Origin of the sequence: Bacillus sp. FSL K6-0923 (assembly GCF_038630825.1) — a bacterium.
GTDB classification, from domain to species: domain Bacteria; phylum Bacillota; class Bacilli; order Bacillales; family Bacillaceae; genus Bacillus; species Bacillus pumilus.
Genome location: NZ_CP152044.1, coordinates 2,297,797 through 2,309,799 on the forward strand (window position 1 = coordinate 2,297,797; position 12,003 = coordinate 2,309,799).

Genomic DNA, 12,003 nt, shown 5'->3' on the forward strand with positions numbered 1-12,003 from the left:
TTTCTGTCAATGCAACATATTTTATCTTAGATGATCTTACAAAAAGTCATGGAAGATGTCAACTTTTGTTTTCCCCGCCCATGAGCTTTTTCATGGATTCCATCTGATTCATGAATTTTTTTGATTTCAAATAAAGGCCTGAATACTCTTCATAGTAGTGATCTAGCACTTGACGAATTTCTTGTTTCGTCTGCGGTTTCACATCCACCTGACCGAGCCTTGATAAATCAAAATAATGAAATAAACGGAGCAGCCTTGCAGCTGCTGGGGATAAGGGCAGTTTATACGGATCTTTAGAAAAGCAATTTTGGCAAATAAAGCCGTTGTCTCTAATCGAGAAATGAAACTGCCCTTCTTTTTGACCACAGTGGACACATTGATCCAGTTCGGGCTTCATTCCCATCACTGATAACATTTTGACCTCTACGATAAATAAGATAATATCAGCATCTGTGCCTTCATTCAGATGACGCAGAGATTGAAGCAGGAGCTCAAACAAATAAGGGTTTGGCTTTTTTTCTTCTGTGCCTTTATCGAGTAACTCTGTCATATATGCGGCATATGCGGTCAAGAATAAATCCTCCCGAATGGTTCGCATACTTTCAATCATTTCGCCTTGCTGGAGCGTTCCAAGTCCTGTTGATGATTGGATCAGGAAGGTTCCGTATAAAAACGGCTGGCTTATGGCTGACAGGCGGCTGTTTGATTTTTTCGCGCCTCTTGCCATCACACCAATTTTCCCATGTTCTCTAGTGAGCAGCGTGACAATTTTGTTTGTTTCGCCATAATCTGTTGTTCTAAGGACGATTCCTTCACTTTTAATGAGCATTTGTCTACACTCCGAGCATTGGAGGGGGTCAAGAATTATAAGATTGGAAAATCAAATCGTGCTATCTCTTCTTCAAGTACATCGGGTCTTTCCAGGTTCTCCTTTTCTAACTCTTTGAAAAGCAGATACGTGTCAACGCTTCCTGTTTGTGAAAATACGTTCCATGTAAAATTCAACATAAAAACCCCACCTTTCTTTATTAGAAGCAGCAACGCTACATCCAACATATTAATTTTATCTTGACCAGACTACCTCCATTTCATGATAAACAATTTTTACTAATCGAACCGCACCATTGTCAGGTTTTATGACAACAGCAGCGATTTTTTAATATTCGTCGTCTCTAAACCCGAAGTCACGAAGGTGAGTGGATTTATTACGCCAGTCCTTCTGAACCTTTACCCAAAGCTCCAGATACACTTTTGAACCGAGAAGAGCTTCAATATCTCTGCGCGCTTTTTGTCCCACTTCTTTTAATAAGCTGCCTCGTTTACCAATGACAATCCCTTTTTGTGAATCACGTTCTACGACAATGGTCGCCGCCACATGGATCTTGCCATTTTCATCTGGCTTAATGGATTCGATCGCAACTGCAATGCTGTGCGGGATCTCTTCTCTCGTTAAATGCAGCACTTTTTCACGAATTAATTCAGAAATAATAAACCGCTCTGGATGATCTGTTACTTGATCTGCTGGATAAAATTGCGGGCCCTCAGGAAGATAACCTTCAATCTGCTGAAGAAGCGTGTCAATGTTGTTTCCTTCAAGAGCTGAAATTGGCACAATTTCCTTAAATGGATAACGTGTGCGGTATTCATCAATTAAAAGGAACAGCTCATCTGGATGAATTTGGTCGATTTTATTGACGACTAGGAATACTGGTGTAGATGTTTGCTTGAGTCGTTCAATGATGAATTCATCACCCTTGCCATAGCCTTCCTTTGCATTGATCATAAACAAGATCAGGTCGACTTCCTTCAGTGTATTTTGAGCCACTTTCATCATAAAATCACCAAGCTTATGCTTAGGTTTATGAATCCCTGGTGTATCGATAAAGATCGTTTGTGACGTGTTTGTTGTTAAGACACCTTGCACTTTGTTTCGCGTTGTTTGGGGCTTATCACTCATGATGGCGATCTTTTGTCCAATCACACGATTAAGAAAGGTTGATTTTCCTACATTTGGTCTACCAATAATTGATACAAATCCTGATTTGAAGCTTTCGTTAGTCATTTAAATCCTCCGGTGAAAATGCGCCTGGCAATAGTTCGTTTACTGTTGTTTCGTATATTTGTCCTTTTAAGTTCGTTAGAATCACTGGCATGTCAGGTGCGCATAGCTCTGAAATAACCTGTCTGCATGCGCCGCACGGCGAAACAGGCCGGTCTGTATCAGCCACTACCGCTAGCATTTGAAACGATGTGATGCCTTCTGAATAGGCTTTAAAAAGTGCTGTTCTTTCCGCACAATTACACATACCATATGCTGCATTTTCAATGTTGCAGCCGCCATACACTTTTCCATCATTCGACAACAATGCTGCACCGACTTTGAATTTCGAATAGGGTACATATGCAAAATCTCTTGCTTTAACTGCTTCTGAAATCAACTCTTGTTTGTTCATTCCTAGTTCCCACTTTCAGAAGAAATGGTACCACTGTCACATTTATATTTTACATAATTCACGTGACATTTTCACGCCCATTTCTAAAAATGTTAATAAATAGTAATATTGTTCTATTGCATGATCTTCGGTAAGAAGATGATCAACCCAATCATAACCGAAATCGCGGCGTAAACGCAAACAGCGCCTGCTGCGGCGTCTTTCGCTTTCTCAGCAAGCGGGTGTCTCTCTTCTGTCATAAGGTCCACTGTATGTTCAATGGCTGTATTGACAAGTTCAAGCGCAAACATCCCCCCACACAAAAGCAATACGATCATCCATTCGAATGGTTCAATGTGAAACCAAAAGCCGCAGATCACCACGATGATGGCTGCGACTGTGTGAAATCGAAAATTCCGTTCATTCAAGAAAGTTCGCCATATTCCTCTAAATGCATAATAAAAACTCCGAAAAAAACGGGCAAGCGGCCTTCTCTTCTTACGAAGATCTTGAAAGGCCATAATCATCCAAGATCTTTGTCTGTTTGGCGAACATTTCTTTTTCATCTTCCTCTGTCATATGATCAAACCCGAGTAAATGAAGGAACCCATGAATGGTGAGAAATCCAAGTTCTCTCATAAAAGAATGTCCGTATTCCTCTGCCTGCTCTTTTGTACGGTCCACACTAATGATGATGTCACCGAGTACAGGCGGAATATCATCAGCACCAATGATTTTAATTTCCCCTTCTCCTTCTTCCTCAAGTGCAAAGGAGATCACATCTGTCGGTGCGTCTTTTCCGCGGTATTCTTTATTAATTTGATGAATCTCTTCATTTGAGACGATCGTCACTGATACCTCCGCTTGATCTTTGACCTCAAGGGCATCAGCAGCGAATTGAAGAAGCTTTTCCACTTCTTCAAGCTGCTCTTTTGTTACTTGTCCTGTTTCATCTATTAAATCGATTAACAATGTCATTTACTTCACCTTCTGCTTCGGGGCATCTGGATATTCAATCCGAGAATGGAAAATCCCCTTTAATGTTGTACAAATCGTTTGACTAATAATATTTAACTCTTTAAATGTCAGATCACATTCGCTGAATTGCCCATCCTGCATTTTATCGGAAATAATGCCTTTGACGAGCTTTTCGATCCGCTCTGGATTTGGATTATGCATCGATCGTACCGCTGCTTCCACGCTATCCGCTACAGAAATAATCGCTGCTTCTTTTGATTGCGGCTTTGGACCAGGATAACGGAATTCTTCTTCTGTCACCTGATCATCACGCTCTTTTGCCTTATAGTAAAAGAACTTTAACAGTGACTTGCCGTGATGCTGTTCAGCAATATCGACAAGCTCTTCGGGAAACTTCTTTTCTCTCAGCATATCAGCTCCATCTGTCGTATGGGCAATAATGATATTTTTACTTAGCTGAGGGGAAAGTTTGTCATGCGGATTATCAATATTCATTTGGTTTTCAATAAAGTATTGCGGCCTTTTCGTTTTGCCAATGTCATGATAATAAGCGCCAACCCTTGCTAAAAGACCGTTTGCTCCGACTGCTTCACATGCAGCATCCGCTAAATTTGCCACCATGACACTATGATGATATGTACCTGGTGTCTCTGTTAAAATCTTTTTAAGCAGCGGATGATTTGGGTTTGATAGTTCAATCAGCTTCATTGTTGAAAGAATACCGAACATACTCTCAAACACAGGCATTAACCCAATGACCAAAATAGATGATGCAAACCCTGACACAATCGCCATCATAAGGTTTACACCGATTTCAAGCCCTGATGGTGAGGAGTTTTGAATCAGCGTAATGGATAGAACCACAAGGACATTCACCAAAGCGACCCAAAGCCCTGCCTGCAATATTTTTGAACGTGCATTATGCTTTCTCAAAAATAAAATGCCCGCCATCCCGCTCACAAGGTAATAAGCGCAGATCACATAGTTAAAGACGCCGGTTACTCCTTGATTAAACATCATACTGCCGCAAAGAGCAAATACAAGACCAGAGAAGATCGCCAGCCGCTCATTGATAAGGAGCTTGATCAGCATCGTGCCAAGTGCCACTGGCACCACATAACCTATTGTCGTATACTTTGTTTCCTGGAAGAGACTGAATACTTCCATGATAACTAAAATAATGGTAAAAATGAGCGAATAGAGCAGCAACGACTTATTCTTATGAACAAGCGATTTTTTCCTCGATTCAAGTGAATGAATAATCGCTGCTAAGAACAGACCTATCAATATCATAAGACCGCTTACAGGCTTAATCAAATTGGAGCTGTTTAAGAGCCCTGTCAGTTCTAATTTACGATACACTTCTCGGTCAATAAGTTCTCCTTCTTCGACTAAGATTTGCCCTTGCTTAATCTGAACCGGCTGAATATTATCTGCGGCTTCTTGTCTTTTCTTCTCTGTCGCCACTGGATCAAATACATAGTTTGGAATGATCGCAAATTCACCGATTTCTTTCGCTGCATTTAAGTATTTGGATGGAATTGAGTTATTTTCAAGCTCTGTTTTCACTTGTTTTTTCTCTTCTTGTAATTTCGCTGCTGTGATTTCTTTACTCATCAGTGAATTCACCACTGTGATGATGGAATCTTTAGTAAAAGAGAGATTTTCGTCACTTGCCTGAAGCAGTGCTTTAATAGATTGGTCTGATACAGCCTCCTGCATATCTGATGTGAGTTTTTCTTTGACACGCTTGACCATTTCTTTATCTGATGGTGGATTTTCTTTTTCATCAGCTGCTTTCTTCTCTTCTTTAATGGCTTCAAAAAGGGAGGAGATGAGGTCAACACGATTGTCAGAATACGCTTTTTTGAGTGTATATTGATCCTCTACTTGATCTGTTGCTTCTTGCTTCTTTTCTTCTGTCGCTTCTTGATCATCAACGGTTGATGGAGAATAGATGGTCTGTTCGCTCACTGAAAACAAATCTAAGTCGAGCGATTCAGGCTTTACATGGAAGAAGAGCACCACGAATAGAATGGCTGCTAAACCAGCGTATAGCAATACATTTAAATAACGTGAGCGCTCCATTTTCTGAGGTTCTTTTTTAGACAGCAGTCTTTTGCGCTTACTGTCTTTCTGATTCTTTCTCAAGGAAAGTACCTCCTTTTTTACTTTAAACCACGATCGAAACAAAATGACCCGATGTAGACGATCGGGTCACTAAGGTCATTTTTGCTTTTCGTATGCTCCGATGATCTTTGCCACAAGGGGGTGTCTGACCACATCTGTCTGGTCTAGCTCAATAAATGAGATGCCCTTGATCTCTGCAAGCATGTCCTTTGCAGCTGCAAGACCAGACTGCATGCCCTTCGGCAGGTCAATCTGTGTAATATCTCCTGTAATGACCATTTTAGAGCCAAACCCAAGTCTCGTCAAAAACATTTTCATTTGGGCGGGCGTTGTATTCTGCGCTTCATCTAAAATAACAAATGCATCATCGAGTGTCCGTCCTCTCATATAGGCAAGAGGCGCTACTTCAATCACACCGCGCTCAATTAAACGTTCCGTATGATCACTGCCAAGCACATCATGCAAGGCATCATATAGTGGTCTTAAATAAGGATCTACTTTTTCCTTTAGATCACCTGGTAAAAAACCAAGACTTTCTCCTGCTTCAACAGCTGGTCTTGTCAAGATAATTCGTTTCACATGTCCATTTTTCAGTGCATGTACCGCGTTGACGACTGCCAAATACGTTTTCCCTGTTCCAGCTGGTCCAATTCCAAAGACCAAGTCATCTTTTTTCATCGCCGCAGCATATTCCCGCTGGCCAATGGTTTTTACCCTGATTGACTTTCCTTTAGCATTTTTCGTAATTTCATCTTCATACATATTTTCAAAATAATTGAGCTTGTCTTTTTGCGCCATTTTGATGGCATATACGACATCCCGTTCAGAAATCTCAATTCCTTTTCGGATGAGATGTAAGAGAGATGTCATCAGACGGCTCGCTGTTTCTCTTGATGCTTCCTGACCAGAAACATACACTTTTTCTCCGCGCGTAATAATGGAGACATTCAGCTCGTTTTCCATCAGTTTCAGATAAGCATCTTGATTTCCAAATAAAGCAATCGCTTCGTTTGGGCTATCTAATTTTTGTTGAATTTCAAGTAAATGTTCTGTCATTCTCTAGTCTCCCTGAACAATAGGTGTTGGTTGAACAATATCTTCTATTACTTGGTAAAGGATGATTAACTTAACTTTACCATTCCCTGTTGTCTCGTGCAAAACTTTTTCACTTTTCACCTCTCCTGTTTGACCTAGCTTCTCTTCTAATTCTTTTTTACCCATTTTAATCCCTGCTTGAACCGCTTCTTTATTTGTGTATGTCCGGTTAATTTTTTCACTTTCGCGTGTCGTTTCTTTTTCATAGGAAAATGGGAGCTGGAACTGTAAGAAATGGAGTGGGTGAACTTCTGTTTCGATTTTTGGCTGCTTAAAATCATCCTTTTTAAAGGAAAAGCCCCAAAATGGCATTGAACCTCCAAATGCGGAGAGCTTGTGCTTTGTCTTCATTTTACCCGTAAAGACATCAAAAGATGTTCGAAGAGGGACAGAAACTTCAGAACGGTACCACGTTTCTCCATAAATTTTCGCTTTAGCACCGACCGTTTTTTGCTTGTCTTCACTGCCGATGAGGCCTGAGACGAGCATTTGTCCTTTCTTCACATGTTCATCAACTGCGGCAAGCGGCTCCCCTTTTTCTACATACATTCTTGTGATGACCGCCTTCTTCTTAGCCACAATATGCTGAGGACTCGTATATTTCTCTTTCTCAGGCTCATTTTTTTCCACAACTTTCATTTGAAATGTTGTACCGTTTAGTTCAACGCCAACCCATGTAATGCTTTGAATATTGGCGGTCAGTGATTTTTGAATTTTTTCAGGTGTTCCCATTAGAAACTGAAAACGGCCTTTTTGCACCCCAATCTCGTCTAAATGCTTTCTCATCTGATGTTCAGTTTCTGGATTGGCTCCTTTAATATCTATTTTCCACACCATGTTTGAAAGCGCCAATATCGTCACTAGAAAAAACACAATCCCAAAGGTAAACCCAATATTCTTTCTTGACCATAGGAGAAGGAATGGAAATCCCTTCCTTTGATGAAATGAACATGTTACCTCATGATGTCTTTGTACTTTTCTGAAGGCATGTACATCTGATAAGCGAATAAATAAGCGCACGCTGTCTTGACGGCGGCTCACTTGAAACATTGTGATCCCCTGTCTCGTGCACTCATTGATGAGCCGCTCAATGCCGCTTCCCTTGATCTCCACTTCCACTCTGCCAATAAAATAGGCAAACCATTTATTCTTCACACTTCTCCCCTCCGTCAGTTAAGAATCAATATAACGGACCTCATCGATTTTCCCTTCTAATAAGATCTCTTCTGGCAAAATCGTTTTAATCACAAAATCTTTCCCTGAAATAATGCATTGTCCTTGTTTGAGCATCAGCCTTACCTCTTGATCACTGAAAAGCAAAAGCCCTTTATGGTTCTCTATGTAAATGTGGAGTCTACCAACCATCGTAATACGGGGAAGATCCATCATGACGTCTGGAGGGATTTCAAGTGTTCTTGTCAGCCATGCTTTAAGTCGATTTTTTCTTTTTCCCATTCAATAAGAACCCCTTCCCACCTCATGTGTATGAGATCAAACTGAAAGATGGTGAGACTGATGAGAAAGCCTCTATGTCATCTTATTCCTCAGCGGTTCAGATCATGCTAATGAATCCCGCAAAACAGCCATTTCATCATTTTTCACTGCGAGAGGTCTCCCTCAAGTCAAATAAAAAAAGCCCCTTTTTATATAAAGGGACTTTCTTGTTTATCTGTTATATGGCCGTTTCATCGTTCTGTGCGGCTTTTTCGCGCGCGGCTCTCCAAATACTTCTCCAAGAAGCATGCCTTGAACAACAGTATTTTGATTAAGCTTGCCAATGATGTGCGGCTTCATCTCCGCAGCAGAAGCTTTCGGCTTGGTCAGCTGCCTTTCAAGAGATTGGAACTCTTTATTCAGCTCACTTTTTCTTTCTTCCATTTCAGCTAGTGTAGCGGTATAACGATCCTGTAAGGACTGTGATCCTTGCTTCTTCATCCCGCCATGATCATGTACATCGCCGAAATCGTCCAACTGGTCTGTTTTGACCGGGTTTGGGCTCGTTTGTTCTGCTTTCTTTTGAGACATAGGCTTATTCTGAGGAGCCGGCTTATGTTGCCGGTTGTTTTGTTCCTTCTCCTCTTGTTTGCCGATTTTTCCAAATACAGCAGAGATAATACCGATGATAATCGCAATTAGTAACGGATTTTCAAATAGAATGTCCATTGGGCTCCCTCCTTAAAGCGTGAGAGGATGCTTATTTGTTTTCATTATCAGATGGACCTTTTGTCATTTTACCAAATGAATCTCTCATGTCCGTATCAGCATCGATATTCTTAATGTTCATGTAGTCCATGACTCCAATATTACCTTCACGTAATGCTTCAGCCATGGCAAGTGGTACTTCAGCCTCTGCTTCTACGACTTTCGCGCGCATTTCTTCAACTCTTGCACGCATTTCTTGCTCCTGGGCAACAGCCATTGCGCGGCGTTCTTCTGCTTTTGCCTGTGCAATGTTTTTATCTGCTTCTGCTTGGTCTGTTTGCAGAATTGCCCCGATGTTCTTACCGATATCCACATCTGCGATATCAATCGAGAGAATTTCAAACGCAGTACCTGAATCTAATCCTTTACCAAGAACCGTTTGAGAAATCATATCTGGGTTTTCTAGAACCTTTTTATGATTATTTGATGAACCAATTGTAGAGACAATTCCTTCACCTACACGAGCAATGATTGTTTCTTCCCCTGCACCACCGACAAGTCGTTCGATGTTTGCACGAACTGTAATACGTGCTTTTGCTTTTACTTCAATCCCGTCCATTGCCACACCAGAGATAAATGGTGTTTCAATGACTTTAGGGTTTACACTCATTTGTACAGCTTCAAGTACGTCACGGCCTGCTAGGTCGATCGCTGCACAGCGTGCAAAGTTCAATTCGATATTCGCACGTTGAGCCGCGATCAATGCATTTACAACACGGTCAACGTTACCACCTGCAAGGTAGTGACTTTCTAATTGGTTAATCGTCACATCAAGACCTGCTTTATGTGCTTTGATGAGCGGATTGACCACTCGGTTTGGAATAACGCGGCGAAGTCTCATTCCTACAAGTGTAAAAATGCTCACTCTTACGCCAGCCGCTAGGGCAGAAATCCACAGCATCACCGGTACAAAGGTGAAGAAGATCGATAGAACGATCAGACCTGCTGCGATAATCACAAATAATAGTAAAGTAGATGGATCCATTTTATTCCTCCTATAAAATCAGTTATCTATACTTTCCTCACGACAATGCGTGAGCCTTCCGCTTTCACAATTTTTACTTTTTCATCCTTATCGATGAATGCACCTTCTGACACAACATCAATGCGTTCATCTCCAAATACAATTGTACCTGACGGACGAAGTGCGGTTGCTGTCACCGCGATTTGCCCAACAAGATCTTCTCTTGTTTCATTTGAGACATAACCGCTTTCCTTATTGGTTGAATCGGTTAAAATGAACTTTTTGAAAAATTTCATACGTTTCCCCAACACCTTTGTCAATATAATAACTGCTATGATTGAAACAGCAGTGGCAATCAAGATGGAAATCGCCATTTCTGTAAAGCTTCCAGCTGCTAAAAATAAGCTGACAACCACACAGATCAGTCCAATGACACCTACGATTCCCCCCGGCAAAAACAATTCCAGGATCAAGAGCAATAACCCTGCTAAAAACAGGAACAACGTCTCATAACCTGCAAAACCTGCCACAAGATGACCATAAAAGAATAGAAGAAGCGCTGTCACTCCCATGGTACCTGGAACCCCAAAGCCGGGTGAATAGAGCTCAACGATTAACCCTAAGCTTGCGATGGATAAAAGGATTGGAATGACAATTGGGTGCGTGAAAAAGCGCGCAACCTTTTCAGCAAAGCTCACTTCATCGTATTGAATAGAAGCGTCTGCTAAATTCAGCTTCTGAAGCAAGTCATCCATATTTTTCGCTTCCCCTTCTGCATAACCGAATTGAAGGGCACGGTCTGTATTGAAGGTAAGCAATTCTCCTTTTGGTGCACCAGCTTCTTTTGCGTCTATATTTACATCTGCCATTGCAAGTGCATACTTTGGATCACGCCCCTGCTTTTCGGCAGCGTCACTCATTTCAGCAAGCCATAGCGATTCAGATTTTTGATCGGCAGCATTGCCTTCACCGTCAATGATCGCAGCAGCCCCCATCTTTCCATTTGGGGTCATATAGATTTGGTCGGCATTTAGCGCAAGGAAAGCCCCTGCTGAAAGCGCTCTATGATTCACAAACGCTGTCACAGGGATATCAGACGCACGAATGGTATCTGCGATCTCAAGCGCCGCATCGACTGCGCCACCTGGTGTATTGATGTCTAGAATGATATGTTTCGCTCGTTCGGACTTTGCCTGCTCAAATGATCGCTCAATAAATTGAGAAAGTCCTTTTTCTACTGTATCTTCAATTGGGATAACATGAACTTTCTGATCTGCTGATTTCGCGGTCAATTGAACCCCTAATAATAAGCATATTATAAAACAGCTGAAGAGAGCAATAGAAATTTTTATTTTTTTCATCTATTTGGTGATCCCTCCTCTCTATCTTCCATTTTACCGTTCCTTTACATACGTTACAAATGTATCATAGGTTTCATTTTTATATGACAGATTGATGAGGGTATAAAAAAAGTACCCTTCTAACAATAGAAGGATACTTTTTTATTGAGACAGCTGCTCGCTGACAAATCTGTTAATGACAGCTCCATCAGCTTTACCTTTTACTTTTGGCATAATAGCGCTCATAACTTTACCCATATCAGCCTTCGATGAAGCGCCTGTTTCAGCGATCGTCTCTTTCACGATCGTTTGCAGTTCTTCTTCAGAAAACTGTTCAGGTAAATAAACGTCTAAGATGTCAATCTCTTTTTGAACTTTATCTACTAAATCTAAGCGATTAGCTTTCGAAAATTCATGGAGGGAGTCTTTACGTTGCTTAATCTCGCGGGAAAGGACGGTTAGTTCCTCATCGCCGGTCAAACTGTCTTTCTTAAGCTTAATTGCTTCATTTTGGAGTGAAGCCTTTACCATCCGAATGACAACAAGCTTGTCTTTCTCACGGTTTTTCATAAAAAGCTTCATATCAGAATTTAATTGCTCAAGAAGACTCATAAAATCCACCCTCTTTAGAATTTACGTTTTCTAGCAGCTTCAGACTTTTTCTTGCGCTTTACGCTAGGCTTTTCATAAAATTCACGCTTTCTTGCTTCTTGCAATGTTCCAGTTTTGGATACACTGCGTTTAAAGCGACGAAGAGCATCTTCAAGCGATTCGTTTTTTCTAACGACCGTTTTTGACATTCTCTTTCCCTCCCTCCGAATACACCAATCGACTGCATTAAAAAAAGATATACATGCGAAAC

15 protein-coding genes are annotated in these 12,003 nt (G+C 41.2%); all 15 read right to left on the reverse strand.

From position 1 onward, the window contains the following. Positions 1 to 58: 58 nt before the first annotated feature. The 15 genes from recO to rpsU all read right to left on the reverse strand — a co-directional run bounded on the left by recO (position 59) and on the right by rpsU (position 11,941). Complete coding sequence (gene recO / locus MHI16_RS11730) at positions 59 to 829, reverse strand: DNA repair protein RecO (RefSeq protein ID WP_034661344.1); 771 nt, start codon at positions 827 to 829, stop codon at positions 59 to 61. 35 nt (positions 830 to 864) lie between these two features. Further along, entirely contained in the window at positions 865 to 1,008 is a 144-nt protein-coding gene (locus MHI16_RS11735; RefSeq protein WP_003217288.1) for a YqzL family protein, read from the reverse strand. 148 nt (positions 1,009 to 1,156) lie between these two features. After that, complete coding sequence (era, locus tag MHI16_RS11740; protein ID WP_058014648.1) at positions 1,157 to 2,062, reverse strand: GTPase Era; 906 nt, start codon at positions 2,060 to 2,062, stop codon at positions 1,157 to 1,159. Further along, positions 2,055 to 2,453 carry a cytidine deaminase gene (locus MHI16_RS11745; RefSeq protein ID WP_003217296.1) on the reverse strand — a complete coding sequence of 133 codons (399 nt, stop codon included), beginning with the start codon at positions 2,451 to 2,453 and terminating at the stop codon, positions 2,055 to 2,057. Before MHI16_RS11745 ends, era begins: the two co-directional genes overlap by 8 nt. A gap of 113 nt (positions 2,454 to 2,566) precedes the next feature. Further along, on the reverse strand, positions 2,567 to 2,953 hold the full coding sequence (locus MHI16_RS11750) for a diacylglycerol kinase family protein (RefSeq protein WP_044139413.1): 387 nt from the start codon (positions 2,951 to 2,953) through the stop codon (positions 2,567 to 2,569). Next, positions 2,931 to 3,410 carry an rRNA maturation RNase YbeY gene (gene ybeY / locus MHI16_RS11755; protein ID WP_058014647.1) on the reverse strand — a complete coding sequence of 160 codons (480 nt, stop codon included), beginning with the start codon at positions 3,408 to 3,410 and terminating at the stop codon, positions 2,931 to 2,933. Before ybeY ends, MHI16_RS11750 begins: the two co-directional genes overlap by 23 nt. After that, entirely contained in the window at positions 3,411 to 5,498 is a 2,088-nt protein-coding gene (locus MHI16_RS11760; RefSeq protein WP_049754949.1) for an HD family phosphohydrolase, read from the reverse strand. 138 nt (positions 5,499 to 5,636) lie between these two features. Then, entirely contained in the window at positions 5,637 to 6,596 is a 960-nt protein-coding gene (locus MHI16_RS11765; RefSeq protein WP_058014646.1) for a PhoH family protein, read from the reverse strand. A 3-nt stretch (positions 6,597 to 6,599) separates the two neighbouring features. After that, positions 6,600 to 7,790, reverse strand: coding sequence for a sporulation protein YqfD (gene yqfD, locus MHI16_RS11770; protein ID WP_061408617.1), 1,191 nt, complete (start codon positions 7,788 to 7,790; stop codon positions 6,600 to 6,602). A gap of 18 nt (positions 7,791 to 7,808) precedes the next feature. Then, a complete protein-coding gene (gene yqfC, locus MHI16_RS11775) occupies positions 7,809 to 8,090 on the reverse strand; it encodes a sporulation protein YqfC (protein ID WP_012010618.1) in 282 nt (93 codons plus the stop codon). A gap of 210 nt (positions 8,091 to 8,300) precedes the next feature. Next, positions 8,301 to 8,798 carry a hypothetical protein gene (locus MHI16_RS11780; protein ID WP_058014644.1) on the reverse strand — a complete coding sequence of 166 codons (498 nt, stop codon included), beginning with the start codon at positions 8,796 to 8,798 and terminating at the stop codon, positions 8,301 to 8,303. 31 nt (positions 8,799 to 8,829) lie between these two features. Beyond that, entirely contained in the window at positions 8,830 to 9,822 is a 993-nt protein-coding gene (gene floA, locus MHI16_RS11785; protein ID WP_034661354.1) for a flotillin-like protein FloA, read from the reverse strand. Between the two features lie 26 nt (positions 9,823 to 9,848). Then, complete coding sequence (locus MHI16_RS11790) at positions 9,849 to 11,162, reverse strand: nodulation protein NfeD (protein WP_058014643.1); 1,314 nt, start codon at positions 11,160 to 11,162, stop codon at positions 9,849 to 9,851. 141 nt (positions 11,163 to 11,303) lie between these two features. Next, positions 11,304 to 11,753, reverse strand: coding sequence for a GatB/YqeY domain-containing protein (locus MHI16_RS11795; RefSeq protein ID WP_058014642.1), 450 nt, complete (start codon positions 11,751 to 11,753; stop codon positions 11,304 to 11,306). Positions 11,754 to 11,767: 14 nt separating this feature from the next. Beyond that, positions 11,768 to 11,941 carry a 30S ribosomal protein S21 gene (rpsU, locus tag MHI16_RS11800; RefSeq protein ID WP_003152957.1) on the reverse strand — a complete coding sequence of 58 codons (174 nt, stop codon included), beginning with the start codon at positions 11,939 to 11,941 and terminating at the stop codon, positions 11,768 to 11,770. Between the last annotated feature and the right edge of the window lie 62 nt (positions 11,942 to 12,003).